Genomic DNA, 26,435 nt, shown 5'->3' with positions numbered 1-26,435 from the left:
TCGCCCCTTATTTCCAGATGCTCAACGGCGACATGTACCAGAAGCCGACCACGATCAGCCACACGATGCACACCGGAATGAACACCTTCCAGCCCAGACGCATGATCTGGTCATAGCGATAGCGCGGGAACGTCGCGCGGGCCCAGATGAAGATCGACAGCAGGCAGAAGACCTTCAGCACGAGCCAGAACACGCCCGGGATGAAGTCGAGGAACGCGAACGGGGCGCTCCAGCCGCCAAGGAACAGCACCGAGGCGAGCGCCGAGATCACGATCATGTTGATGTACTCGGCGAGGAAGAACAGCGCGAACGCCATACCCGAGTAATCGATCATGTGACCCGCGACGATTTCCGACTCCCCTTCCACCACGTCGAACGGGTGGCGGTTCGTTTCTGCAATGCCCGAGATGAAGTAGACGACGAACATCGGCAGGAGCGGCAGCCAGTTCCACGAGAGGAACGTGATGCCCCAGTTCGCGAACATGCCGCGCATCTGGCCTTCGACGATCACCGAAAGATTCAGGCTGCCCGACACCATCAGCACGACGACGAGCGCGAAGCCCATCGAAATTTCGTACGACACCATCTGCGCCGCGGCACGCATCGCGCCCAGGAACGCGTACTTCGAGTTCGAGGCCCAGCCCGCGAGAATCACGCCGTACACGCCGATCGACGAGATCGCCATGGCGTAGAGCAGACCGGCGTTGATGTCGCCAAGCACCGCGCCCGCCTGGAACGGAATCACCGCCCAGACCGCAAAGGCCGGCACCACCACCATGATCGGCGCGACCATGTAGATCCAGCGGCTAGCCTGCGCGGGCTGAATGACTTCTTTGAGCAGCAGCTTCAGCACGTCGGCGATCGGCTGCAAGAGACCTGCGGGGCCCACGCGGTTCGGACCGAGACGCACGTGCATCCAGCCGATCAGCTTGCGCTCCCAGAGGATCAGGTACGCGACGCACAGCAGGATCACCACCGCGACGACGAGAATGCGCACCAGCGCCCAGACGGTGGGCCATGCCACGCCGAGCAGCTGGCTGCCGCCTGCATTGATCGTATCGAACAAGCTCATTTACGCCTTCTCCACCAGCAGTTCACCGAACAGGCTGCCGAGTTGCGCACCGGCCGGCGTCGCCGCCGACACGCGCACCACCGTCGGCGCAAGATTCGCATCGCGCGTTGCGGGCGCCGTGACCGACAGATCGCCCTGGCGCACGCGCACGGCGTCGCCTTCCTTCAAGCCGAGCTGGTCGAAGTATGCCGCCGGCAGGCCGATCGCGTTCGCCACGCGGGCAGCCATGGTGAGCTGCAGCGCTTCGCCGCGGCGCACGATTTGATCGGCGTGGTAAATCGGCACGTCGGCGATGCGCTCGAAGCGGCCTTCCGCGGCCTTCGCGAGGCTGCCGCGCGCAACCGGGGTGCCGGCCTTGTTCGACAGGCGGCCTTCGAAGCTGCCGTCGCCGAGCGCCTTGCGGCGCACTTCGTCGGCGGTGTCGTACTCGAAGCCCTTGGCGCCCAGCAGGTTGCCGAGCACGCGCAGGACCTTCCATGCCGGGCGCGTGTCGCCGAGCGGGCGCACGACGCCATTGAAGGTCTGAGCCGTCCCTTCGGCGTTGATGAACGTGCCCGAGGTTTCCGTGTACGGCGCGACGGGCAGCAGCACGTCCGCGTAGTCGAGGCCGGTTTTGTACGGCGAGAACACGGCGACCATTTCGGCCTGCGCGAGCGCAGCGCGCGCAGCGGCCGGGTTCGCCGTATCGAATTCCGGCTCGACGTTGAACAGCAGATAACCCTTGCGCGGCTGCTCGAACGCTTCGCGTGCATTCAGGCCATCGCGGCCCGGCAATGCGCCGGCGATATGCGCGCCGACCGAGTTGGCCGCTTCCGTGAGGAAGCCAAGCGTCGCGCCCGTCGTTTCGGCGATGAACTGCGCGGCTGCGTGCAGGCGCGAGAACTCCGGATGCTGGACCGCGGCGTTGCCGAGCAGCACGTAGCGGCGCTCGCCGCTCGCGAGCGATGCGGCAACCTGCTTCGCAGCTTCCGTGGCTTGTGCGCCCGCGAAGCCTTCCGGCAGCGCAACACCCTTCGCTTGCGCAACCGCCGCAGCGATTGCCGCGAGTTCGTCGAGCCATGCCGAAGGCGCGGCAACGATGCGCTGCGCGTTCGGGATCAGCGAACCATCGGCCGTGACGTTGAGGAACGATACCTGTGCGCCGCCCTTCGCAGCCTGGCGCAGACGCGCGGCGAACAGCGCGTGGTCGCGGCGCAGGAACGAGCCGATCACGAACGCCGAATCAGCGTACGAGAGTTCTGCGATCTTCGTGCCGAGCCACGGCGCGCCTTCCAGCGGCGCCGAGAAGTCGCTCTGGCGCAGGCGGAAGTCGACGTTCGGCGTGCCGATCGCATCTGCAAATTGCTTCGCGAGATAGAGTTCTTCGAGCGTGCTGTGCGGGCTCGCGAGCAGCGCGAGCTGGTTCTCGCCGTGCTCGTCGCAAATGCCCTTGATGCCCTTCACGACGTATTCCAGCGCGGTCTGCCAGTCGGTCTCGATCCACTCGCCGCCCTGCTTGATCATCGGGCGCGTGAGACGGTCTTCGCTGTTCAGGCCTTCGTACGAGAAACGGTCCTTGTCCGAGATCCAGCATTCGTTGATGGATTCGTTCTCGAACGGCAGCACGCGCATCACGCGGTTGTTCTTCACCTGCACGACGAGGTTCGCACCCGTCGCGTCGTGTGGGCTCACCGACTTGCGGCGCGACAGTTCCCACGTACGCGCCGAGAAGCGGAACGGCTTGCTCGTGAGCGCGCCGACCGGGCACAGGTCGATCATGTTGCCCGAGAGTTCCGAGTCGACCGTCTTGCCGACGAACGAGGTGATTTCCGAGTGCTCGCCGCGGCCGAGCATGCCGAGTTCCATCACGCCGGCAATTTCGTCGCCGAAGCGCACGCAGCGCGTGCAGTGAATGCAGCGCGACATCTCTTCCATCGAGATGAGCGGACCGACGTTCTTGTGGAACACCACGCGCTTTTCTTCGCTGTAGCGCGAGGCGGACTTGCCGTAACCAACGGCCAGATCCTGAAGCTGGCATTCACCGCCCTGATCGCAGATCGGGCAATCGAGCGGGTGGTTGATCAGCAGGAATTCCATCACGGCTTGCTGACCCTGCACGGCCTTGTCCGACATGGTGCGCACGACCATGCCTTGGGACACCGGCGTCGCGCACGCGGGCACGGCCTTCGGCATCTTCTCGACATCGACGAGACACATCCGGCAGTTGGCCGCGATGGACAGCTTCTTGTGATAGCAGAAGTGCGGGATGTACGTGTCCACGCGCTGAGCAGCCTGGATCACCATGCTGCCCTCGGGCACCGCCACCTTCTTGCCGTCTATTTCAAGTTCAACCATGATGGTTAATCGTCCCTAACCTGTTACCGCTCAATTTCACAGCGGCATTCCCCGTTGCGTCGTGCTACGCGGTTCGCACACAACGCGCTGTCCTTACTCGCCGTCAGGCGGCCACCGTTTCCGAGGCCGCGTGCGAGCCGGCATGACCGCCGACGAGACACCGCTTGTTGTGCACGTGATATTCGAATTCGTCCCAGTAGTGCTTCAGCATGCCGCGCACCGGCATGGCCGCTGCGTCGCCGAGCGCGCAGATCGTGCGGCCCATGATGTTGCCCGCCACCGAGTTCAGCAAGTCCAGGTCCTCCTGGCGGCCTTCGCCGTGCTCGATGCGGTTCACCACGCGATACAGCCAGCCCGTGCCTTCGCGGCACGGTGTGCACTGGCCGCACGACTCTTCGTAATAGAAGTACGAGAGGCGCAACAGCGAGCGCACCATGCAACGCGTTTCGTCCATGACGATGACCGCGCCCGAGCCGAGCATCGAGCCCTGCTTGGCGATGGAGTCATAGTCCATGTCCGTCTGCATCATCAGGTCGCCCGGAATGACCGGCGCCGACGAGCCGCCCGGAATCACGGCCTTGAGCTTCTTGCCGCCGCGCACGCCGCCGGCCAGCTCCATGAGCGTAGCGAACGGGGTGCCGAGCGGAATCTCGTAGTTGCCCGGACGCTCCACGTCGCCCGAGATCGAGAAGATCTTCGTGCCGCCATTGTTCGGCTTGCCGAGTTCCATATACGTCTGCGGACCCACGGTCAGCAGGAACGGCACCGCGGCGAAAGTCTCGGTATTGTTGATCGTCGTAGGCTTGCCGTACACGCCGAAGCTCGCCGGGAAAGGCGGCTTGAAGCGCGGCTGGCCCTTCTTGCCTTCGAGCGACTCGAGCAGCGCGGTTTCCTCGCCGCAGATGTACGCGCCATAACCATGGTGCGCGTGCAGCTGGAACGAGAAGTCCGTGCCGAGAATGTTGTCGCCGAGATAGCCCGCCTGGCGCGCTTCTTCAAGCGCTGCCTCGAAGCGGCGATACACCTCGAAAATCTCGCCGTGGATGTAGTTGTAGCCCACGGTGATGCCCATCGCGTACGCGCCGATGGCCATGCCTTCGATCACGCTATGCGGATTCCAGCGCAGGATGTCGCGGTCCTTGAACGTGCCCGGTTCGCCCTCGTCCGAGTTGCAGACGAGATACTTCTGCCCCGGGAACTGACGCGGCATGAAGCTCCACTTCAGGCCGGTCGGGAAGCCCGCGCCGCCGCGGCCGCGCAGACCGCTCGCCTTCACGTCGGCGATCACCTGCTCGGGCGGAATCTTTTCTTCGAGAATACGGCGCAGCTGCTTGTAGCCGCCGCGCGCGACGTAGTCTTCGAGATGCCAGTTCTCGCCATTGAGGCCCGCGAGAATCAGCGGTTTGATGTGACGGTCGTGCAACGAAGTCATTTCGAAAGCTCCTCGAGCAGCTGGTCGATCTTCTCGCGGCTCATGAAGCTGCACATGCGATGATTGTTCACGAGCATCACCGGTGCATCGCCGCACGCGCCCATGCACTCACCTTCTTTCAAGGTGAACTTGCCGTCGGACGTGGTTTCGCCGAAGTCGATACCGAGCTTCTGCTTCAGGTATTCGGCGGCGCTCTCCGAGCCGCCTTCCGGGCCGAGCTGGCACGGCAGATTCGTGCAGAGCGTGATCTTGTGCTTGCCGACGGGCCTCGTCTCGAACATCGTGTAGAACGTGGCGACTTCCTGCACCGCGACAGGCGGCATGCCGATGTAGTCGGCCACGAACTGCATGATTTCGGGGGACAGCCAGCCATGCTCTTCTTGAGCCACGGCCAACGCCGCCATCACGGCGGACTGTCGTTGATCGGCGGGGTACTTCGTCAACGCGCGATCGATTTCTTTCAGGCCTTCAGCTGAGATCATTTTCAGACACGACTCTTTCAATTCCTACCGTTTCAATTCCCGCCAGACAAACTCCTGCAGCGCGTTGCGCATTCCTGCTCGCTGCGACAGTCTTGGCGTTCCCGGTATTTCGCCGCACGCCCCGCTCATGCGGAGCGCACCGGCAGTTTGCTACCTAGCGGTCGATTTCACCGAACACGATGTCCTGTGTGCCGATGATCGTGACCGCGTCGGCAATCATGTGCCCACGCGCCATTTCATCGAGCGCGGACAGGTGGGCATAACCCGGCGCACGGATCTTCAGACGATAAGGCTTGTTCGCGCCATCTGACACCAGGTAGATGCCGAATTCACCCTTCGGATGTTCGACGGCAGCGTATGCCTCGCCTTCCGGCACATGGAAGCCTTCCGTGAAGAGCTTGAAGTGGTGAATCAGCTCTTCCATGTTCGACTTCATGTTCACGCGCGAGGGCGGCGCAACCTTGTGATTGTCGATCATCACAGGGCCGGGATTCCTGCGCAGCCACTCAATGCACTGTTTCGCGATGCGAGTGGACTGGCGCATTTCTTCGACGCGCACGAGATAGCGGTCGTAGCAGTCGCCGTTCACGCCCACCGGAATGTCGAAGTCCATCTGGTCGTAGACTTCGTACGGCTGCTTCTTGCGCAGGTCCCACTCGATGCCCGAACCGCGCAGCATCGCGCCCGTGAGGCCGAGCTGCATGGCGCGCTCGGGGCTCACCACGCCGATGCCGACCAGACGTTGCTTCCAGATACGGTTGTCGGTAAGCAGTGTTTCGTACTCGTCGACGCAACCGGGGAAACGCGTGAAGAAGTCGTCGATGAAGTCCAGCACCGAGCCCTGGCGCGCCTCGTTCATGCGGGCGAGCGCCTTCTCGTTGTGGATCTTCGACGCCTTGTATTGCGGCATGGCGTCAGGCAGATCGCGGTACACGCCGCCCGGACGATAGTAAGCCGCGTGCATGCGCGCGCCCGACACCGCCTCGTAGACGTCCATCAGGTCTTCGCGCTCGCGGAACGCGTAGAGGAACACCGCCATCGCGCCGACGTCGAGTGCGTGCGAGCCGATCCACATGAGGTGGTTCAGCACGCGCGTGACTTCGTCGAACAGCACGCGGATGTACTTTGCGCGGATCGGCACTTCGATACCGAGCAGCTTTTCGATGGCCATCACATAGCCGTGCTCGTTGACCATCATCGACACGTAGTCGAGACGGTCCATGTACGGCACCGACTGGATGAACGTCTTGCTCTCGGCAAGCTTTTCCGTCGCGCGATGCAGCAGGCCGATGTGCGGATCGGCGCGCTGGATCACTTCACCGTCGAGCTCCAGCACGAGGCGCAGCACACCGTGCGCTGCCGGGTGCTGCGGGCCGAAGTTGAGCGTGTAGTTCTTGATCTCTGACATGCGACCCTCTTAGTGTTTCTTCAGACCGCCGTAGCGATCTTCGCGGATCACACGCGGCGTGATCTCGCGCGGCTCGATCGTGACGGGCTGGTAGACCACGCGCTTCTGCTCCGGGTCGTAACGCATTTCGACATAGCCCGAAACCGGGAAGTCCTTGCGGAACGGGTGGCCGATGAAGCCGTAGTCGGTCAGAATGCGGCGCAGGTCGGGGTGGCCTTCGAAGACGATACCGAACAGGTCGAACGCCTCGCGCTCGTACCAGTTGGCCGAATTCCAGATCTCGACGAGCGAGGGCACGATAGGCACTTCGTCGTCCGGCGCGAACACGCGCAGACGCACACGCCAGTTGTTCGCGAGCGAGAGCAGATGCGACACCGCGGCGAAGCGCGGGCCTTCCCACGCGCCGTCGCCAAACGTCTGATAGTCGACGCCGCACAGGTCCATCAGTTGCTCGAAGCGCAGCGAGGGATTGTCGCGCAGCTCCTTGGCCACTGCGAGGGACTCACCCGCCTTGACGACCAGCGTCAGCTCGCCGAGCGCCTCGGTGAGGCTGACGATGCGCGCGCCGAGGGCCGCTTCGAGGTTCGCTTTCAGGGTCTCGAGTTTGCTTGCCATATTGTGGGGAGGCCGCGGCCTTTATTGACGGGCGATGGTGCTGGTGCGGCGAATCTTCGCCTGCAACTGGATCACCCCGTAGACCAGGGCTTCCGCTGTCGGCGGGCATCCCGGCACATAGACGTCGACCGGCACGATGCGATCACAACCGCGCACGACCGAATACGAATAGTGGTAGTAGCCGCCGCCGTTGGCGCACGACCCCATCGAAATGACCCAGCGCGGCTCGGCCATCTGGTCGTAGACCTTGCGCAGCGCGGGCGCCATCTTGTTGCAGAGCGTGCCGGCCACGATCATGACGTCCGACTGACGCGGGCTCGGACGAAACACCACGCCGAAACGGTCAAGGTCATAACGGGCCGCGCCCGCGTGCATCATTTCGACCGCGCAACACGCCAGACCGAACGTCATTGGCCACAGCGAGCCAGTGCGCGTCCAGTTGATCAGCTTGTCAGCCGTGGTGGTGACAAACCCTTCCTTCAAGACCCCTTCGATACTCATGTGCTTTCCACTCCAGACGGACAGCCCACAGTTTCCCCGCAGTGCCGCCCATGCTATCCGGCGATTAACCCATTATTCCCAGTCGAGACCACCCTTCTTCCAGATGTAGGCAAAGCCCAGCAGGAATTCGAGCAGAAACAGCATCATCGACAGAAAGCCCGGCCAGCCGATGTCGCGCAGGGCCACGCCCCACGGAAACAGGAACGCCGTTTCGAGGTCGAAGATGATGAAAAGGATGGCGACCAGGTAGTAGCGTACGTCGAACTTCATTCGGGCGTCTTCGAAGGCTTCGAAGCCGCACTCGTACGGCGAATTTTTTTCGCTGTCTGGCCGGTTGGGACCGAGGACCTTGCCGATTGTCACTAGCGCTATGCCCAGACCGACACCCACGAGGAGGAACAGAAGGACGGGGAAATAGGCAGCGAGGTTCAAGGCTATCCTCTATATCGGTTGGTTCTGAGGTTCCGCTGGAACTTGCACCGCTCCGCGGGAATCACTTCACGTACTTCGCGCTGCGAACAGAAGACGAACACGACGTAAGAAGCAAAAATGCCAGCCGAAGCTGAAGCAAGCGGCTGGCATTTTTTAGATAACATTGGTGCCGACGGCGAGACTCGAACTCGCACAGCTTTCGCCACTACCCCCTCAAGATAGCGTGTCTACCAATTTCACCACGTCGGCACTACATGCAATCCGGGACAACAATTATTGCAACCCGCGAATCGCTTCAAGACTTAGATTCTAACTTGTTTCCGTTCGTTGTTCAACGCACAAAACAAGTTTTTCAAATTTATTTCGGAACGTCGTTACCCGGTTGCGAGGCTGCTGCAGCCGGCGAAGCCGCCGCCGCGGCGGATGCGCCAGGAGCCGATGCAACCGCTGCCGAAGCCACGACCGGGGCTGGAACCGAAGCGCCAAGCACGCCCGCCGAAGGCTTCGCATGATACGACCCCAGGTAAGTTAACGCAAGGGTGGAGCAGAAAAACACCGTTGCGAGAACTGCGGTAGTACGCGAAAGGAAGTTCGCGGAGCCGCTCGCGCCGAACAGGCTGCCCGACGCGCCGCTGCCGAAAGCAGCGCCCATGTCCGCGCCTTTGCCGTGCTGCAGCAAGACGAGGCCGATCACCCCGAGCGCCGACAGAAGCTGGACGACGATAATCAACGTTTTCAAATACAGCATCACACTCACCTGAGTCCTGGTTGAACGCCTGCCCCTCCCGGAGCAGACGCATAAGCAGCCCGCACGACGCGTTTTATTTCGAATGCTTCGTGCGCAAGCCTTTAGCTCGCGACGCTGGCGCCCGCCGTAGCGGCCGCGCAGATCGCGAGGAAATCACCCTCTTTCAGCGACGCACCGCCGATCAGGCCGCCGTCGATGTCGGCCTGACGGAAGAGCTCCGCCGCATTTTCCGGCTTCACGCTGCCGCCGTAGAGCAGCGGCACGTCCGCCACTTGCGCGCCCTTGGCAGCGAGGCGCGCGCGCAGGAATGCATGTACCTGCTGAGCCTGCTCCGAGCTCGCGCTCTTGCCCGTACCGATCGCCCAGACCGGCTCGTAAGCAACGACGATACGCGCCGCCTCTTCAACCGACAGCAAGGCCAGCACAGCATCGAGCTGCGCGCCAACTACGCGCTCGGTCGCGCCCGATTCGCGCTCTTCCAGCGTCTCGCCCACACAGACGATAGGCGTGAGGCCAGCGGCCAGCGCGCGCTGCGTCTTCACGGCGACGAGTTCGGAGCTTTCGCCGTGGTAAGCGCGGCGCTCCGAGTGACCAACGATCGCAAAAGCGGCTTCAAAGTCGGCGACCATGCCTGCCGCGACTTCGCCCGTATAGGCACCCTGCTCGTGCGCAGAAATGTCCTGCGCGCCCCACTGAACCCGGCTGCCGCCGAGCAGTGCCTGCGCCTGAGCGAGATACGGCAACGGCACGCACACGCCGACGCGCACGTCCGGGGGCAGCGCCTGCGCGCCGCGCGCAACGCCTTCTAGCAGTGCCGCATTGGCCGCGAGGCGGCCATGCATCTTCCAGTTACCGACTACGAGCTTCGATCGTTGTTTCGTCATTGTTCCGGTTGCTGTTAAAAGCGGACGCAAAACACATAATTTTACTGCGTGAAATCCTGATGGGTCAAACCGCCCTGCCCGCGACGCACAAAAAAGACGCGAAAAAAATCCAGAAAAATCAAGCACGAGCGGATCGCTCGTGCCGATGTGCCGTCAGGCCGCGCCGCTCCAGTCGAGCATGATCTTGCCGATATGCTCGCTGCTTTCCATCAACGCATGCGCTTCGGCCGCCTGCGCGGCGGGAAATACGCGGAACACGACGGGTTTGATGCGCCCCTCTTCGATGAGGGGCCAGACCTTCGCCTTGAGTTCCTGAGCGATCTGGGCCTTGAACTCCACCGAGCGAGCGCGCAGCGTCGAGCCGGTCACCGTGAGCCGGCGGCGCAGGATCTCGCCCATGTTCAGTTCGGCCTTGGAGCCGCCGAGCGTCGCGATGAGCACGATGCGGCCACCGGTCGCGAGCGCGGAAAGCTCGCGCGCCACATAGCCACCGGCCACCATGTCGAGAATCACGTCCACGCCTCGGTCGTTCGTGAGCGCCTTCACGACCTCCACGAAATCGCTGTCACGGTAGTTGATGGCGCGATCCGCGCCGAGGGCCTCACAAGCACGGCACTTGTCGTCCGAGCCGGCGGTCGCGAACACGCGAAAGCCAAGCGCATGCGCGATCTGGATTGCCGTCACACCAATGCCGCTCGAGCCGCCCTGCACGAGCAGCGTCTCGTTCTCGCCGCCCTCGCCTTGGCCGAGGTAAGCGCGCTGGAACACGTTGCTCCAGACCGTGAAGAACGTCTCGGGCAGCGAAGCCGCCTCGACATCCGTGAGCCCCTTCGGCACTGGCAGGCATTGCCCGAGCGGCGCAATCGCGTATTCGGCGTAACCGCCGCCGGCGATCAGCGCACACACGCGATCGCCGACCTTCAGGCCGAACGGATTGTTCTTCTCGTCGATCGTTCCGCCGACGATCTCGCCCGCCACCTCGAGGCCCGGAAGATCCGAAATGCCCGGCGGCGGCGCATACGAGCCCTTGCGCTGGAACACGTCGGGACGGTTCACGCCCGAGGCGCTCACCTTGATCAACACTTCGCCGGCCTTTGGCTCAGGGGTCGGCCGTTCGGCCAGCTTGAGCACGTCCGGCGCACCGAATTCCGTAATCTCGACTGCCTTCATCTCGCGTCTCCTCAGCGCTTTGCGCACCGCCGTCTGAATGGCGCTGCGTACGCGACCTGATTGACGCGTACGCACTGCCATTCACCCTCATTGTCATAAAAAACGGCCGGCGCGTTTTGCACGCTGCCGGCCGTTGGAGCTTACCGCTTTACTGCTGCGGCTCGCCCTGCGGTGCGCCGCCATTCGCTTGCTCGTTGAGCAGCGCCTTGGCGGACAGACGCACGCGGCCCTTCTCGTCCGTCTGGATGACCTTGACCTTCACGACCTGGCCTTCCTTCAGATAGTCGTTGATGTCCTTGATGCGCTCGTTGGCGATCTCGGAGATATGCAGCAGACCATCCTTGCCCGGCAGCAGGTTCACGATCGCGCCGAAGTCCAGCAGCTTGAGGACCGCGCCTTCGTACACCTGGCCCACTTCGATTTCGGCCGTGATGTTCTCGATGCGCTTCTTCGCTTCGGCCATGCCTTCGCTCGAGGTCGAAGCGATGGTCACGACGCCGTCGTCGGAGATGTCGATCGTCGTGCCGGTTTCTTCCGTCAGCGCGCGGATCACCGAACCACCCTTGCCGATCACGTCGCGGATTTTTTCCGGGTTGATCTTGATGGTGATCATGCGCGGAGCGTACGCCGACAGCTCCGTGTTCACGCCCGACACCGCCGAGGTCATCTTGCCGAGGATGTGCATACGGCCTTCCTTCGCTTGCGCGAGGGCGACCTGCATGATTTCCTTGGTGATGCCCTGGATCTTGATGTCCATCTGCAGCGCGGTCACGCCAGCTTCCGTACCCGCCACCTTGAAGTCCATGTCGCCGAGGTGATCTTCGTCGCCGAGGATGTCGGTCAGCACGGCGAACTTGTTGCCTTCGAGGATCAGGCCCATCGCGATACCCGCGACGTGCGCCTTCATCGGCACGCCGGCGTCCATCAGCGCGAGGCAGCCGCCGCACACCGAAGCCATCGACGACGAACCGTTCGACTCGGTGATTTCCGAAACGACGCGGATCGAGTAGCCGAACTCTTCGGCGCTCGGCAGGCACGCGACGAGCGCGCGCTTCGCGAGACGGCCGTGGCCGATTTCACGGCGCTTGGGCGAACCAACACGGCCCGTTTCGCCTGTCGCGAACGGGGGCATGTTGTAGTGGAGCATGAAGCGGTCGCGGTACTCGCCTTCGAGCGCGTCGATGATCTGCTCGTCGCCCTTCGTGCCGAGCGTAGCCACAACCAGCGCCTGCGTTTCGCCGCGCGTGAAGAGCGCCGAACCGTGGGTGCGCGGCAGGACGCCCGTGCGGATTTCGATCGGACGCACCGTGCGCGTGTCGCGGCCGTCGATACGCGGCTCGCCGTTCAGGATCTGCGAGCGGACGATCTTCGCTTCGAGGTCGAACACGATGTTGCCGACGGTTGCCTTGTCGGCCGCCGTCGTGCCGGCCGCAGCCGCTTCTTCTTCGAGCTTCGCCGACGTCGCTGCGTAGACTTCCTTCAGCTTGGTCGAACGCTGTTGCTTGTCGCGCAGCTGGTACGCGGCGAGCAGGTTGTCGTTGGCGATGGCCGTGACGCGCGCGATGAGCGCTTCGTCCTTCGGCGCCGGCGTCCAGTCCCACTCGGGCTTGCCGCCGTCACGAACGAGTTCGTGGATCGCGTCGATGGCCGTTTGCATTTGCTCGTGGCCGAACACGACCGCGCCGAGCATCACGTCTTCCGGCAACTGGTCGGCTTCCGATTCCACCATCAGCACGGCGCGCTCGGTACCGGCCACGACGAGGTCGAGACGCGATTCCTTGATTTGCGCGCGCGTCGGGTTGAGCACGTACTCGTTGTTGATGTAGGCCACGCGTGCGGCGCCTACCGGGCCGTTGAACGGCAGACCCGAAATCGCCAGCGCTGCCGACGCGCCGATCAGCGCGGGGATGTCAGCCGGGACTTCCGGGTTGATCGACAGGACGTGGATCACGACCTGAACTTCGTTGTAATAGCCTTCCGGGAACAGCGGGCGCAGCGGACGGTCGATCAGGCGCGAGATCAGCGTTTCGCCTTCCGACGGACGGCCTTCGCGACGGAAGAAGCCGCCCGGAATCTTGCCGGCCGAATAGGTCTTTTCGATGTAGTCGACGGTGAGCGGGAAGAAGTCCTGACCCGGCTTGGCCGTCTTCGCGCCGACGACGGTCGCGAGCACGACGGTGTCTTCGACGTCGACGATGACAGCGCCACTGGCCTGACGGGCGATCTCACCCGTTTCGAGGCGCACGTTATGCTGGCCCCATTTGAATTCTTTCACGACTTTATTGAACATGGTCATGGTCACTCACTCCTTACTCATTTGTTATGCGCCGCCCGCACACGCGGACGATGCGGCAAGACAGGTTCCGGCACCGCGCAGGAAGAGGAGTGTTATGCCATTCCAGCGGATCGCGAGGGTGCAAAACTGTTGCCCTGCGGCTGTGACGCATCGCCGCGTACGATCTGCTGGAATGACACAAAGCTCTGCCCCGAGGCCCGGCCCTGCTGCTTGTACTGCTGGTGCTACGTGGTGTTGCCTTTTGTTCTGAACCGGCGTTTATCGCATCAAAGCGGCTTGAAAAGCAGCATGAAGCGCACCGTTCAAAAACAAAATGCCTGCATCAGTGGAACTGACACAGGCATCTTTGCGGAAGACCTTCCGATTACTTACGCAGACCCAGCTTCTCGATCAGCGCGCGGTAACGGTCGGCGTCCTTGCCCTTCAGGTAGTCGAGCAGCTTGCGGCGGCGGCTCACCATGCGCAGCAGACCGCGGCGGCTGTGGTGATCCTTCGCGTGCGACTTGAAGTGCGAGGTCAGTTCGTTGATACGCGACGTCAGGAGCGCAACCTGAACTTCGGGCGAACCCGTGTCATTGGTGCCGCGCGCGAATTGCGCGACGACGTCGGACTTCTTGATATCTGCTACGGACATTTTGCTTTTCCTTTAAAACAAACGAGCGGTCACGGAAGAAAGGCCGTGCCGTGCTTGGTTCTAACAACTGATTGCCTTGCCGCAGGTTCGCGACAAGGGGCGTATTGTAGCACAGCCCCGATTTGCCGCGAACCCGCTTGTAAGGCTCGCCGTCAAGGCCGCTTCATCTGGCAGACGGTGGCGGGCACAGTGCGCTCCGCGGGCAGCGCCAGCACGGTGCGAAAGCCATAGCCGGAACCCTCGTTGTCGAAGCGCACGCCGGGCGTGCCCTGCTTGTCCATCTCCATGACGTAAAGGGGCTGGATCACCTGGTGGTCATCCGCGCGCATCCACATGGGGTGGAAGCCAGCTTCATCACCCTTGAACCGCATGCCCTCCAGCGCTTTCGCGACCGCCTCGGGGTCGGCCGTGCCCGTCTTCGTCATGGCCTGCGCGAGCATCTCCACCATCATGGACATGCGCAGCACCGGGTAGTCGTCCTTCGCCGCCGGGTAGCGGGCGCGGAACGCCTTGTACCAGGCGTCGGAGGCCGCCCCGCCCGCGTTCGGGTGCCAGTCGGCCACCGCGATCACGCGCTTCACACCCGCATCGCCCAGCGCCGCCGGCGCGCCGAGGCTATTGCCGTAGAAGGTGTAGAACTTCGTGTCGAGCCCCTGCTCGCGCGCGGCCTTCACGAGCAGCGTGAGGTCGTTCCCCCAGTTGCCGGTGATGACGGCGTCGGCGCCGGCGGCGCGAATCTTGGCGATATACGGAGCGAAGTCCTTCACGCGGCCGATCGGGTGGAACTCGTCGCCAACGATGGCGATGTCGGGACGGTCCTTCGTCAGTGCCGCGCGCGCGAGCGTGCTTACGTCGTGGCCGAAGCTGTAGTCCTGGTTGAGCAAATACACCTTCTTCACCGACTTGTCCGCGGCGATCACATCCGCGAGCGCGTCCATGCGCATGCCCGCGTGCGCGTCGAAGCGGAAATGCCAGAAGCTGCAATTCGCGTTGGTGAGCGCGGGGTCGTCGGCGGAATAGTTGAGGAAAATCTGGCGGTTCTCCGGATCGCGCGCGGCCTGGCGATCGATCGCCGTCTCGAGCGCTGCCGCCACCGCTGAGCTGTTGCCCTGCATGACGTAGCCGATGTGGCGGTCCTGCGCCATGCGCAGTTGCACGAGCGCCGCCTCGGGGCTGCCCTTGCTGTCGAGCGTGACCAGCTCGAGCGGATGCCGCCCGTCACGCAGCACGACACCGCCGCTCGCATTGACCCGCTCCACGCCGAAGCGCAAGTTACGCTCGACGGCCGCGCCCGCGTCCGCGAACGGGCCGGACATGCCTTCGATGAGCGCGATCTGGATCGGCTTGCCGGTCGGCGCCTCTTGCGCCTGTGCGCAGGCTGCGGCCGCGAGCCCAGCCGCCAGCGCCGCCGTGGCGAACATGGCCGCTGCCGCACGCGCCATGCGTGCCGTTATGCGCCTTTTTCTCATTGTCGATGCCAGCCGGATATTCATTCGAAGCGCGGATCATAGGCCGCGAGGGCCAGCGGCGGCAAGGCCGCAATTCGTCTCTTGCGCGAACAGGCCCGACGCGCGAGCGCGTCATGCCGTGTCAAAATAACGGTTCCACATTCACGGCGGTCATTGAAACCTTGCCATCGGGGGACATCATGTTCACGCGCCTATCAACCTCGCTCGCAACGCCAGTGCGCCTCGCGTCGCGCCGCTTGCGTCTCGCCCTCCTCGCGGGCGTGGGCGCACTCGCGCTCGCCGGCTGCGCGCAGCCGTGGCAGCAATTCCACGCGGGCGACGACGCGCAGTCCGTGATCGCCCGCTTCGGACCGCCGGCTGAAACCTATGACCTGCCCGACGGCGGCAAGCGTCTGATGTGGCCCACCCAGCCAATGGGCGAAACCACCACCGCCGCCGACATCGACGCCAATGGCCGGGTCGTGAACGTGCGCCAGGTGCTGCAGCCCAACGAGTTCTATCGCGCGGAAATCGGCAAATGGACGCGCGCCGACGTGCTCGTGAACTTCGGCCGCCCGGTCGAGACCGCCTACTTCCCGCTGATGAAGAAGGAAGCGTGGACCTACCGTTACCTCGAAGACAACGTCTGGTACATGCTCTACAGCTTCTACTTCGACGACCAGGGCATTCTGCGGCTCACGCAGAAAACGCCCGATCCGCTGCACGATCCGGATCGGCGCAGCCTGTTCTGATTGCAGCACAAAAAGACAAAACCCCCGCGCTCTCGCGAGCCGGGGGTTTTTCGTTGCGCGTCAATGCGGGGCGTGACGCCCCGCCACGACTTACACCGCTTCAGAGCGCTGCGGATTGACCTTGTCGCCCGAGTAAAGCTTGTTGAGCGCCGAGATATACGCCTTCGCCGAAGCGGCGACGATATCGGGATCGGTGCCCACGCCATTGACGATGCGGCCGGCCTTCGAGAGGCGCACCGTCACTTCGCCCTGCGCCTGCGTGCCCGTCGTGATCGCGTTCACCGAGTACAGCAGCAATTCCGAACCGCTGCCCACTTCGGTTTCGATGGCATTGAGCGTGGCGTCTACCGGGCCGTTGCCCGCGGCTTCGCCGGTCACTTCCTTGCCGTCTGCCGAGAACACCACACGTGCGTGCGGACGCTCACCCGTTTCCGAGTGCTGTGCAAGCGAGATGAACTTGAAGTGTTCCTGATCCTGCGCCTGCGCCGACTCTTCCGTGACGATCGCGATGATGTCTTCGTCGAAGATCTCGGACTTGCGGTCGGCCAGTTCCTTGAAGCGCGCGAACGCGTTGTTCAGTTCGCCTTCGCTGTCGAGCTGAATGCCCAGTTCCTGCAGGCGCTGCTTGAACGCATTGCGGCCCGAGAGCTTGCCGAGCACGATCTTGTTCGCGCTCCAGCCCACGTCTTCCGCGCGCATGATTTCGTAGGTGTCGCGCGCCTTGAGCACGCCGTCCTGGTGAATGCCCGAAGCGTGCGCAAACGCGTTTGCGCCGACCACGGCCTTGTTCGGCTGCACGACGAAACCGGTGATCTGCGAAACGAGCTTCGAAGCCGGCACGATCTGCGTGGTGTCGATGCCGAGATCGAGGCCGAAGTAGTCCTTGCGCGTCTTCACGGCCATCACGATTTCTTCGAGCGACGTGTTGCCCGCGCGCTCGCCGAGACCGTTGATCGTGCACTCCACCTGACGCGCGCCACCGATCTGCACGCCGGCCAGCGAGTTCGCCACGGCCATGCCGAGGTCGTTGTGGCAGTGCACCGAGAACACGGCCTTGTCCGAGTTCGGAATGCGCTCGCGCAACGTCTTCACGAGGTTGCCGTACAGCTCGGGAATGCCGTAGCCGACCGTATCGGCGATGTTGATCGTGGTCGCGCCTTCGTTGATCACGGCTTCGAGCACGCGGCACAGAAAGTCCATGTCCGAGCGGCTGCCGTCTTCGGGCGAGAACTCCACATCGTTCGTGAACTTGCGTGCGAAGCGCACAGCGAGCTTCGCCTGCTCGAGCACCTGCTCGGGCGACATGCGCAGCTTCTTCTCCATGTGCAGCGCCGAGGTGGCGATGAACGTGTGGATACGGAAGTGGTCGGCGGGCTTGAGTGCGTCGGCGGCGCGCTGGATGTCCTTGTCGTTCGCGCGGGCGAGCGAGCAGATCGTGCTGTCCTTCACCATGCCGGCGATCGTGTGGATCGCGTCGAAGTCGCCGTTCGAGCTGGCCGCGAAGCCGGCTTCGATGATGTCGACCTTCATGCGCTCGAGTTGCTTCGCGATGCGGATTTTCTCTTCCTTCGTCATCGACGCACCGGGCGACTGCTCGCCGTCACGCAACGTCGTATCGAAGATGATGAGCTTGTCTGCTGCCATTTCGGGTCTCCAGGGGGACTTGTTCAGTGTCTAAAACGGATTTCGGGTGTTCGCGCCACCGATGGCGACGCTGACAATGAACGAGGCTTACGGAGGGCGAGCGAGATCAGCGCGGCAGGCGCGCTAGCGCTAGCGTGCTTAGTAGCGCGCCGGCTTGAAGGGAGAAGAGGGGGAACTGGATGGTGTCCATGCCGCCGACTATAGCCGGAATCCGCCGATAGCGCAATTGGAAGCGACCAGCGCGGGCTAGCGCAAAAAGAAAAAGGGCCGTGCTCGCGCACAGCCCTCATTGCATCATTCACGCACCCGCAACCTACCGCTCGCGCGGCGACGAACGCGCCGGGTTCGAGCGTCCGCGCACGGCCTGGTACGCCCAGAACACATAGCCCGAAAGGCCATAGAGCACGAACAGGCCGAACAGCATCAGCGGCGGATCGGACGACACCAGCACGAACGCCACCACCACGAGCAGCGTGGCGGCGAACGGCACGCGGTGGCGCACGTCCAGCGCCTTGCCGCTGTAGAACGGCGCGTTGGACACCATCGTCACGCCCGCGTAGATCGTCAGCACGAAGGCCACCCACGGCAGCCACGAAAGCTTCACCGGCACGCGGTTGTCGGTGGCGAGCCAGACGAAGCCCGCGATCAGTGCCGCAGCAGCCGGGCTCGGCAGTCCCTGGAAGAAGCGCTTGTCCACCACGCCGATATTCGTGTTGAAGCGCGCGAGTCGCAGCGCCGCCCCCGAACAGTAGACGAAAGCCGCGAGCCAGCCCCAGCGCCCGAGATCCTTGAGCACCCACTCGTACATCACGAGTGCGGGCGCCACACCGAACGACACCATGTCCGAAAGGCTGTCGAACTGCTCGCCGAACGCGCTTTGCGAGTGCGTCATGCGCGCCACGCGCCCGTCCATGCCGTCGAGCACCATCGCCACGAAAATGGCGATGGCCGCCACCTCGAAGCGCACGTTCATGGCCTGCACCACTGCGAAAAAGCCGCAGAAGAGCGCCGCCGTGGTGAACGCGTTCGGCAGCAGGTAGATGCCGCGCTTCTTCAGGAACTCCTGGCGCGCCGCGCGCCGGTTCGCGGCGACGCCCATGGGTTCCTGCACGGCCTTGTTGCGCCGAAACGGCCGCGGCAGCGGCCCGCCGGCAGGGTTACGGGGTCGACGCTGTTTGAATCCGGCCATCGCAGCCCTCCTTTATGCCGATTGGGTCGGCAGTTCGGCGAGGATCGTCGACGAGGCAGACACCTTCTCGCCAATCGACACGCGCGGGCGGCTGCCCACGGGCAGGTACACGTCGACGCGCGAGCCGAAGCGGATGAAGCCATAGCGCTGGCCGCGCGAAAGCGGCTCGCCCGCACGCACGTAGCAGAGAATGCGGCGCGCAATGAGGCCCGCGATCTGTACCGACGTGACGGTCGTGCCATCGGCCATCGTCAGGACCACGGCGTTGCGCTCGTTCTCGGTCGAAGCCTTGTCGATGGCGGCGTTCAGGTACGCGCCAGGGAAGTACTCGACCTTGGCGACGGCGCCATCCACAGGCGAACGCTGCGAGTGCACGTTGAAAACGTTCATGAACACGCTGATCTTGAGCGCTTCACGGTTTGCATACGGGTCGTGCGCGGTTTCCACGGCGACGATGCGGCCGTCGGCCGGGCACAGCACGGCGTTGGCCTGGCTCGGGATCGGGCGCGGCGGATCGCGGAAGAACTGGACGACGAAGATCAGGATCAGCCAGAAGGGCCATGCGAGTCCGAAGCCTGCGACCGCATGGATCAGGAGCGCCACGACGGCCGCAATGGCGATGAACGGCCAGCCTTCGCGCGCAATGATCGGATGAGGGTAATTCATGGTGGCTTCGCTGTTATTTTAAAAACCGTAGGATAGCAAAAGCCGCCCAGGGTTCATCCCACCTGGGCGGCTTTTTCGGGTCTGACTCAAGTCAAACTGCTGCGCGACTGCATAAAACCGTACGCACAGTCAGATTGATACCGTCAGATTAGTTCTTCGACTGGTCGACGAGCTTGTTCGCGGCGATCCAAGGCATCATCGCGCGCAGCTTCGCACCGACCACTTCGATCTGGTGCTCAGCGCCGAGACGGCGGCGCGATTGCAGCGTCGGTGCGCCGGCCTTGTTTTCCAGGATGAAGCTCTTGGCGTATTCGCCGGTCTGGATGTCCTTCAGCACTTCCTTCATGACCTTCTTCGTCTCGGCCGTGATGACGCGCGGGCCCGTCACGTACTCGCCGTACTCGGCGTTGTTCGAGATCGAGTAGTTCATGTTGGCGATGCCGCCTTCATAGATCAGGTCGACGATCAGCTTCAGTTCGTGCAGGCACTCGAAGTACGCCATTTCCGGCGCGTAGCCGGCTTCCACCAGCGTTTCGAAGCCAGCCTTGATCAGGTCGACCGTACCGCCGCACAGCACGGCTTGTTCGCCGAACAGGTCGGTTTCGGTTTCTTCGCGGAAGTTCGTTTCGATGATGCCGGCACGGCCGCCGCCGTTCGCTGCTGCATACGACAGGGCGATGTCACGCGCTGCGCCCGACTTGTCCTGGTGGACAGCGATCAGGTGGGGCACGCCGCCGCCTTGCGAGTACGTGCCGCGAACCGTGTGGCCCGGCGCCTTCGGGGCGATCATGATGACGTCCAGATCCGCGCGCGGGATCACCTGGCCGTAGTGCACGTTGAAGCCGTGTGCGAATGCGAGCGCTGCGCCGTTCTTGATGTTCGCGTGAACTTCCTTCGCGTAGACATCGGCGATCTGCTCGTCGGGCAGGAGCATCATGACGACGTCGGCGTTCTTCACCGCTTCGGCCACTTCCTTGACCTGCAGGCCGGCGTTCTCAGCCTTGCTCCACGATGCGCCGTTCTTGCGCAGACCGACCGTGACGTTCACGCCGCTGTCCTTCAGGTTCAGCGCGTGTGCGTGGCCTTGCGAGCCGTAACCGATGATCGTGACCTGCTTGCCCTTGATGAGGGAGAGATCGGCGTCCTTGTCGTAGAAAACTTTCATGTTGGTTCCTTGGCGAGAGTCTGGTGAATATCGGTACTGCTATTAGCTTTTGCTGCACCGGATGCGATTAAGGACGCATCCGGTCAAGTTCCGGTGCAAGATCGACTGTGGTCGGGTCACACCTTCAGAATGCGCTCTCCGCGCCCAATGCCCGAGCCGCCCGTACGGACGGTTTCGAGAATCGCGGTCGCATCGATCGCTTCGATGAACGCGTCGAGCTTGTCGCTCGCGCCCGTCAGTTCGATCGTGTAGGTCTTTTCGGTGACGTCGATGATGCGGCCGCGGAAAATATCCGCCATCCGCTTCATCTCCTCACGTTCCTTGCCGACCGCCCTTACCTTGATCAGCATCAGCTCGCGCTCGATGTGGGCGCCCTCGGTAAGGTCGACCACTTTCACCACCTCGATCAGGCGGTTCAGATGCTTCGTGATCTGTTCGATCACGTCGTCCGAGCCAATGGAAACGATGGTCATGCGCGACAGCGAACGGTCTTCGGTCGGCGCCACCGTCAAGGTTTCAATGTTGTAGCCGCGTGCGGAGAAGAGGCCGACCACGCGCGAAAGCGCGCCCGGCTCGTTTTCCAGCAAAACGGAAATAATGTGTCTCATGATGTGATCCGCGATTTATCCAGTTTTCGCATTTGGCAGATGAGGCTGCCGCCCTCCCCCGCGAACCCGCGCGCCCGTTGTGTGGACGCGCGCCGCGCGAGGTCGAAACGACGCCGTGCAAATACCGTTACAGGTCTTCCGAACCGAGCAGCATCTCGGTGATGCCCTTGCCGGCCTGTACCATCGGCCAGACGTTTTCGGAAGGATCGGTCTGGAAATCGAGGAACACCGTGCGGTCCTTCAAACGCAGCGCTTCCTTGAGCGCCGGCTCGACGTCCGCCGTCTTTTCGATCCGCATGCCGACGTGGCCATACGCTTCGGCGAGCTTCACGAAGTCAGGCAGCGCATCCATATAGGAATGCGAATAGCGCTTGCTGTATTCGATCTGCTGCCACTGGCGGACCATGCCGAGGTAGCGGTTGTTCAGCGAAATGATCTTCACGGGCGTGTCGTACTGCTTGCAGGTCGACAGCTCCTGAATGCACATCTGGATCGAGCCTTCGCCCGTGATGCACAGCACGTCGTCGTCCGGGTGCGCCATCTTCACGCCCATCGCCGCCGGCAGGCCGAAGCCCATCGTGCCGAGGCCGCCGGAATTGATCCAGCGGCGCGGCTGGTTGAAGCGGTAGAACTGCGCGGCCCACATCTGGTGCTGGCCGACGTCCGAACACACGAAAGCGTTGCCGCCCGTGAGTTCCCACGCCTTTTCCACCACGTACTGCGGCTTGATGATCTCGCTCGAGCGGTCGAACTTCAGGCAGTTCTTCTCGCGCCAGCCTTCGATGTCCTTCCACCAGTCGGCGAGCGCAGCCGTATCCGGGCCGTGTTCGGCGTGCTGAAGCTGCTCGATGAGTTCCTTGAGCACTTCCTTTACGTCGCCGACGATGGGGATATCGACCTTCACGCGCTTCGAGATCGACGACGGGTCGATGTCGATGTGAATGATCTTGCGCGGACGCGAGGCGAAGTGCGCCGGGTCGCCGATCACACGGTCGTCGAAGCGCGCACCGATCGCGATCAGCACGTCGCAGTGCTGCATCGCCATGTTGGCTTCGTAGGTGCCGTGCATGCCGAGCATGCCGAGGAACTTGCGGTCGCTTGCGCGGTAGCCGCCCAGACCCATCAGCGTGTTCGTGACCGGATAGCCGAGCAGATCGGCGAACTGGTTCAGTTCGCGCGACGCATCCGCGAGGATGATGCCGCCGCCGGTGTAGATATACGGACGCTTGGCCGAGAGGAGCAGCGAAACCGCCTTGCGGATCTGCCCCGAGTGGCCCTTGGTGACCGGGTTGTACGAGCGCAGCGTGACGTTCTTGATCGGCTCATACGTGCACGGCGTTTTCGACACGTCCTTCGGAATGTCGATCAGCACGGGGCCGGGACGGCCAGTGCGCGCAATGTAAAAAGCTTTCTTAACGGTAGCGGCGAGGTCGCGCACGTCCTTCACGAGGAAGTTGTGCTTCACGCAGGGACGCGTGATGCCGACCGTGTCGCACTCCTGGAAGGCGTCTTGACCAATCGCGGCGGTAGGCACCTGGCCGCTGATGATCACCATTGGGATCGAGTCCATATAGGCCGTCGCGATGCCCGTCACCGCATTGGTGACGCCAGGTCCCGAGGTCACGAGACACACGCCGACGTTGCCGGTCGAACGCGCATAGGCGTCGGCCGCGTGCACGGCTGCCTGTTCGTGGCGCACGAGAACGTGCTGAATCTTGTCCTGCTTGTACAGCTCGTCGTAAATGTAAAGCACCGAGCCGCCGGGATAACCCCAGATGAATTCGACCTGCTCGTCAGCGAGCGCCTTCATCAGCACGGTTCCGCCGATGGAGGTATGAGCTTGAGGGTCAGATTCTTGCGAAGGGGGGACCGACGTGGAGAATTCCGCGCTGGGCATGTTCATCATTGACCTTTCGAATTTTCGGCAAAAAATTGATCGGGTGCTCTCTGCCGGGCTTGTGGCTCGGGTTCAAGCGGCGCGTCCAGTTGACAGATGAGCTTCTTGGGCCACATCCGAATTGAGACAAGTCACTTATGTTGCGAACCGTCGAAGATAGCGGCTCGATGCCTTTCGGTCAAGCAAATATTAAGAAAGCAGGCACGACCGTTGCGACAGCGCGCACGCGTCGCGGCGCCCGCCAGGGGCCGGCAGGGAAGCCGCCGCGGCACGAGTCTCCATGATGCGAAGCATTCTCACGGCCTTCCCGCTACCCTGTTGGCGCGAAAATTTGCTAGCATCCGCGAGTTTTACGACATTTTTCGAACGATTACGCGTACGCTGGCAGCGGCGCCCTGCAACGGATGGCATCAGACAAGGAACTCGCCGACTTTCTGGCGGGCGTCGAAAGACGCGCGTTCAAGCAGACGGTCTACGCCGTAAGGGACGACGACGCCTCGCTCGACATCGTGCAGGACGCGATGATCAAGCTCGCGGAGAAGTACGGAGACCGCCCGGCCGCAGAACTCCCCCTGCTCTTTCAGCGTATTTTGCAAAATACGATGCACGACTATTTTCGTCGGCAGAAAGTACGCAATACGTGGGTGAGCCTGTTTTCGTCGCTCGGCAACGCCGAAGACGAGGAGTTCGACCTCCTCGAGACCTTCGAGGCCCAGCAGGGCACGGCTGGCGCCGAAAGCAGCGAGCAGCAGATCGAGCGCGCCCAGGTGCTCCAGATGATCGACGACGAGATCCAGAAATTACCGGCACGTCAACGGGAGGCGTTTCTGATGCGTTACTGGGAGGATATGGATGTCGCCGAGACTGCCGCCGCAATGGGCTGCTCCGAAGGCAGCGTGAAAACGCACTGCTCGCGGGCCACCCACACGCTGGCGCAAGCGCTCAAGGCCAAAGGAATCACGCTATGAGCTCCGCCCTCGAAAATAAAGAACTAGAGTTCGTGCGGGAGATGCGTCGTGCGCTCGACGAGAGTGCCGCCAACCTGCCCGCTGGTACCACTGCCCGGCTCGCCGCCGCGCGTAAGACCGCACTCGCCCGCAAAAAGGCCGAGGTCGTGCTCGTGCGCGCACCGGCGCTCGCCGCGGCCGGCGTCGGCAGCCTTTCGGGCGCGCCTGCGCACCTGCCGGCGCGGCGCCGTTCGGCGCTCGCGCGCTTCGCGCTCGCCTGGCCGCTCGCGGCGCTCGTGGCGGGCCTCTTTGCCATCGCGTACTTCGAAGATCAGCAACGCACCGCTGAACTCGCCGATATCGACGCGGCCATGCTGAGCGACGACCTGCCGCTCACGGCCTACCTCGATCACGGGTTCAACGCGTATCTGACGCGCGCGCACTAAGGAAAATCTGAGCAGGAGACTGACGGGGTGAGTTACAAGCGCGGCCTGGCCGTTGTCATTGGATGTGTGGTCGCGGCAGTCGTGTCGTATGTGGCGACCTACCCGCGCTTTCACCCCGAGCCGACCGGCGAAAATACCGCCGGCGCGCCCGTGCAGGCGAAAGCGCCCTCGGTCGATAATTCGATTACGACCACGTTACCGCCGTTGCCCGGGCAGTCGGACCCGCTCGCGTGGGCGCATCTCACGGATGCGCAGCATGCCGCGCTCGCGCCGTTCGCCGTTGAATGGGATCGTTTCAGCGACGAGCGCAAGCGAAAATGGCTGAAGATCGCAGCACGTTACCCGAAGATGTCACCCGAAGCGCAGAAGCATCTGCATGAGCGCATGTCGGAATGGGTCGGCATGACGCCGGAGCAACGGCGCGTCGCGCGCGAAAACTACCAGGTTTCCAAGGAATTGCCGGCGCAGGCGCGCCAGCGCGCCTGGAAGGCTTACCAGCAGCTCCCTGAAGAGCAGAAGGAACGTCTTGCCGCGAGTGAGCACAAGCGCCGGCCCACCGTCGTGAGCGCCCCGCCCAGCGGCAACAAGAGCGAGATCCGCGATATCCAGCGCCTCGTCAACGAGCGCGATCACCGCGGCCTGCCACATGCACCCGCAGGCGTCACCGGGGCATCGGGCGCCGCTGGCGCGAGCAGCACGGGTTCAGGTCTCGTGCCCGCAGCGCCTGGCGCGCCGAGCGAGCCGCCGGTGGCTTCGTCGTTTGCGGCGGGCATTCCCGCCGCCGGCAGCTTCGTGCCAGCCACACCGATTCCCGTCTCGCCAGCCGAAGCGCCCGCAGCGTTCAAGGGCTCCTGAAGCCCCATCAGGCGCTCGCGGCAACCACGCGAGCCCTCGTTAACCCCGTAGCGGCATTGCAGCCATATCGCCGCGCGGGTTTTCGAGGTTATGCTTGGGCGTCCCGTCCCCTACCCGACGCCATCGTGTCCGAAAGCGCCCAAGCCACCGCCCTGCCGTCCGCCGTCGTCCTCCCGGTTGAACCTGCACCCGTTTCGATTCGCCGCCGCCTTGCCGCGTTCGTCTACGAGAGCGTGCTGCTTTTCGGCGTCGTGTTCGCCGCGGGGCTCGCGTTCAGCCTCGTCATGCAGCAGCGCAATGGCTACACGCATCACAACGCGATGGCGGCCTGGATCATCTTCGTAGCCGGCGTGTATTTCGTGGGCTTCTGGCACAAGGGCGGCCAAACGCTGCCGATGAAAACCTGGCGCCTGCGCGTCGTCGGCCCCGACGGCAAGCCGCCCACACTCGCGCGCGCGACGTTGCGCTACCTCGCCGCGTGGCTCTGGTTCCTGCCGCCACTCGTGATGCATCCGCTGCTCGATCTTTCGATTCCGCACACGCTCGCGCTCGTTGCCTGCTGGTTCGTCATCTGGGCAGCGAGTGCCCGCTTCTCGCACGACCGGCAGTTCCTTCACGACCGCATCGCAGGCACGCGCATTGTCGCAATCACGCGACAGAACGCGAAGGCATAGCAGCCGCACTAACGTCCCCCATCCGGCCGGAAAACCCGCCGCACGGCATAACACAGGACTGCGTAACGAGACCTTCTCGTGACTGTCATGTTGCCGTCACGGCGGCATGGCGCAATGCGCGTATTCCAACCTGCCG

Annotated in this window: 25 protein-coding genes and 1 tRNA gene; 5 read left to right on the top strand and 21 right to left on the bottom strand. The window is 63.3% G+C overall.

Annotated elements, in window-relative coordinates:
• Nucleotides 1-7: 7 nt before the first annotated feature.
• The 15 genes from nuoH to VSR72_RS40285 form a co-directional block, all read right to left on the bottom strand.
• A complete protein-coding gene (nuoH, locus tag VSR72_RS40355; protein WP_342957778.1) occupies nt 8-1,072 on the bottom strand; it encodes an NADH-quinone oxidoreductase subunit NuoH in 1,065 nt (354 codons plus the stop codon).
• Nucleotides 1,073-3,406, bottom strand: a complete 2,334-nt coding sequence (gene nuoG, locus VSR72_RS40350) for an NADH-quinone oxidoreductase subunit NuoG (RefSeq protein ID WP_342957777.1) — start codon at nt 3,404-3,406, stop codon at nt 1,073-1,075.
• A gap of 103 nt (nt 3,407-3,509) precedes the next feature.
• Nucleotides 3,510-4,838 (bottom strand): NADH-quinone oxidoreductase subunit NuoF, encoded by a 1,329-nt coding sequence (gene nuoF, locus VSR72_RS40345; protein ID WP_158757388.1) that lies wholly within the window; start codon nt 4,836-4,838, stop codon nt 3,510-3,512.
• Nucleotides 4,835-5,320 (bottom strand): NADH-quinone oxidoreductase subunit NuoE, encoded by a 486-nt coding sequence (gene nuoE / locus VSR72_RS40340; protein ID WP_342957776.1) that lies wholly within the window; start codon nt 5,318-5,320, stop codon nt 4,835-4,837. Before nuoE ends, nuoF begins: the two co-directional genes overlap by 4 nt.
• A 154-nt stretch (nt 5,321-5,474) precedes the next feature.
• Nucleotides 5,475-6,728: an NADH-quinone oxidoreductase subunit D gene (locus VSR72_RS40335; RefSeq protein ID WP_342957775.1), complete on the bottom strand. Its 1,254-nt coding sequence runs from the start codon at nt 6,726-6,728 to the stop codon at nt 5,475-5,477.
• A gap of 9 nt (nt 6,729-6,737) precedes the next feature.
• Entirely contained in the window at nt 6,738-7,343 is a 606-nt protein-coding gene (locus VSR72_RS40330) for an NADH-quinone oxidoreductase subunit C (protein ID WP_342957774.1), read from the bottom strand.
• Nucleotides 7,344-7,364: 21 nt separating this feature from the next.
• Nucleotides 7,365-7,844 carry an NADH-quinone oxidoreductase subunit B gene (locus VSR72_RS40325; RefSeq protein WP_027819582.1) on the bottom strand — a complete coding sequence of 160 codons (480 nt, stop codon included), beginning with the start codon at nt 7,842-7,844 and terminating at the stop codon, nt 7,365-7,367.
• A 72-nt stretch (nt 7,845-7,916) separates the two neighbouring features.
• Nucleotides 7,917-8,276, bottom strand: coding sequence for an NADH-quinone oxidoreductase subunit A (locus VSR72_RS40320; protein WP_028205678.1), 360 nt, complete (start codon nt 8,274-8,276; stop codon nt 7,917-7,919).
• A gap of 164 nt (nt 8,277-8,440) precedes the next feature.
• Nucleotides 8,441-8,525 (bottom strand) — tRNA-Leu (locus VSR72_RS40315).
• Nucleotides 8,526-8,634: 109 nt separating this feature from the next.
• On the bottom strand, nt 8,635-9,024 hold the full coding sequence (secG, locus tag VSR72_RS40310) for a preprotein translocase subunit SecG (RefSeq protein ID WP_342957773.1): 390 nt from the start codon (nt 9,022-9,024) through the stop codon (nt 8,635-8,637).
• A 101-nt stretch (nt 9,025-9,125) separates the two neighbouring features.
• On the bottom strand, nt 9,126-9,908 hold the full coding sequence (tpiA, locus tag VSR72_RS40305) for a triose-phosphate isomerase (RefSeq protein WP_342957772.1): 783 nt from the start codon (nt 9,906-9,908) through the stop codon (nt 9,126-9,128).
• A gap of 153 nt (nt 9,909-10,061) precedes the next feature.
• A complete protein-coding gene (locus VSR72_RS40300) occupies nt 10,062-11,078 on the bottom strand; it encodes an NAD(P)H-quinone oxidoreductase (protein ID WP_342957771.1) in 1,017 nt (338 codons plus the stop codon).
• Nucleotides 11,079-11,226: 148 nt separating this feature from the next.
• Nucleotides 11,227-13,374 carry a polyribonucleotide nucleotidyltransferase gene (gene pnp, locus VSR72_RS40295; RefSeq protein WP_201693548.1) on the bottom strand — a complete coding sequence of 716 codons (2,148 nt, stop codon included), beginning with the start codon at nt 13,372-13,374 and terminating at the stop codon, nt 11,227-11,229.
• Between the two features lie 364 nt (nt 13,375-13,738).
• On the bottom strand, nt 13,739-14,008 hold the full coding sequence (rpsO, locus tag VSR72_RS40290) for a 30S ribosomal protein S15 (RefSeq protein ID WP_042271770.1): 270 nt from the start codon (nt 14,006-14,008) through the stop codon (nt 13,739-13,741).
• Between the two features lie 152 nt (nt 14,009-14,160).
• On the bottom strand, nt 14,161-15,477 hold the full coding sequence (locus VSR72_RS40285; protein ID WP_342957770.1) for a branched-chain amino acid ABC transporter substrate-binding protein: 1,317 nt from the start codon (nt 15,475-15,477) through the stop codon (nt 14,161-14,163).
• A gap of 179 nt (nt 15,478-15,656) precedes the next feature.
• Here VSR72_RS40285 and VSR72_RS40280 point away from each other — a divergent pair, with 179 nt between their 5' ends.
• Entirely contained in the window at nt 15,657-16,208 is a 552-nt protein-coding gene (locus VSR72_RS40280) for a hypothetical protein (RefSeq protein ID WP_342957769.1), read from the top strand.
• A 90-nt stretch (nt 16,209-16,298) separates the two neighbouring features.
• On the opposite strand, the gene VSR72_RS40275 is transcribed toward VSR72_RS40280, so the two are convergent.
• The 6 genes from VSR72_RS40275 to VSR72_RS40250 form a co-directional block, all read right to left on the bottom strand.
• The gene (locus tag VSR72_RS40275; RefSeq protein WP_133182076.1) at nt 16,299-17,852 is read right to left on the bottom strand and encodes a 2-isopropylmalate synthase; all 1,554 of its coding nucleotides are present in this window, start codon (nt 17,850-17,852) and stop codon (nt 16,299-16,301) included.
• A 313-nt stretch (nt 17,853-18,165) separates the two neighbouring features.
• Nucleotides 18,166-19,041: a CDP-diacylglycerol--serine O-phosphatidyltransferase gene (pssA, locus tag VSR72_RS40270; RefSeq protein WP_028205687.1), complete on the bottom strand. Its 876-nt coding sequence runs from the start codon at nt 19,039-19,041 to the stop codon at nt 18,166-18,168.
• A gap of 12 nt (nt 19,042-19,053) precedes the next feature.
• Complete coding sequence (locus VSR72_RS40265; protein ID WP_028205688.1) at nt 19,054-19,707, bottom strand: phosphatidylserine decarboxylase; 654 nt, start codon at nt 19,705-19,707, stop codon at nt 19,054-19,056.
• Nucleotides 19,708-19,855: 148 nt separating this feature from the next.
• Nucleotides 19,856-20,872: a ketol-acid reductoisomerase gene (ilvC, locus tag VSR72_RS40260; RefSeq protein WP_028205689.1), complete on the bottom strand. Its 1,017-nt coding sequence runs from the start codon at nt 20,870-20,872 to the stop codon at nt 19,856-19,858.
• A gap of 116 nt (nt 20,873-20,988) precedes the next feature.
• Nucleotides 20,989-21,480: an acetolactate synthase small subunit gene (gene ilvN, locus VSR72_RS40255; RefSeq protein WP_027795483.1), complete on the bottom strand. Its 492-nt coding sequence runs from the start codon at nt 21,478-21,480 to the stop codon at nt 20,989-20,991.
• 127 nt (nt 21,481-21,607) lie between these two features.
• Entirely contained in the window at nt 21,608-23,383 is a 1,776-nt protein-coding gene (locus VSR72_RS40250; protein WP_342957804.1) for an acetolactate synthase 3 catalytic subunit, read from the bottom strand.
• A 398-nt stretch (nt 23,384-23,781) separates the two neighbouring features.
• On the opposite strand from VSR72_RS40250, the gene VSR72_RS40245 reads away from it, so the two are divergent.
• From VSR72_RS40245 to VSR72_RS40230, 4 genes are all read left to right on the top strand, one after another.
• Nucleotides 23,782-24,345 carry an RNA polymerase sigma factor gene (locus tag VSR72_RS40245; protein ID WP_342957768.1) on the top strand — a complete coding sequence of 188 codons (564 nt, stop codon included), beginning with the start codon at nt 23,782-23,784 and terminating at the stop codon, nt 24,343-24,345.
• Entirely contained in the window at nt 24,342-24,770 is a 429-nt protein-coding gene (locus tag VSR72_RS40240) for a DUF3619 family protein (RefSeq protein WP_342957767.1), read from the top strand. Before VSR72_RS40245 ends, VSR72_RS40240 begins: the two co-directional genes overlap by 4 nt.
• Nucleotides 24,771-24,797: 27 nt before the next feature.
• Nucleotides 24,798-25,625: a DUF3106 domain-containing protein gene (locus VSR72_RS40235; RefSeq protein ID WP_342957766.1), complete on the top strand. Its 828-nt coding sequence runs from the start codon at nt 24,798-24,800 to the stop codon at nt 25,623-25,625.
• Between the two features lie 125 nt (nt 25,626-25,750).
• Complete coding sequence (locus VSR72_RS40230; protein ID WP_342957765.1) at nt 25,751-26,299, top strand: RDD family protein; 549 nt, start codon at nt 25,751-25,753, stop codon at nt 26,297-26,299.
• The last annotated feature ends 136 nt before the right edge of the window (nt 26,300-26,435 follow it).

Origin of the sequence: Paraburkholderia sp. JHI869, from assembly GCF_038900775.1 — a bacterium.
Taxonomy (GTDB): domain Bacteria; phylum Pseudomonadota; class Gammaproteobacteria; order Burkholderiales; family Burkholderiaceae; genus Paraburkholderia.
The sequence above is the reverse complement of the archived record's forward strand: the minus strand, read 5'-3'. Positions and strand labels throughout refer to the sequence as shown.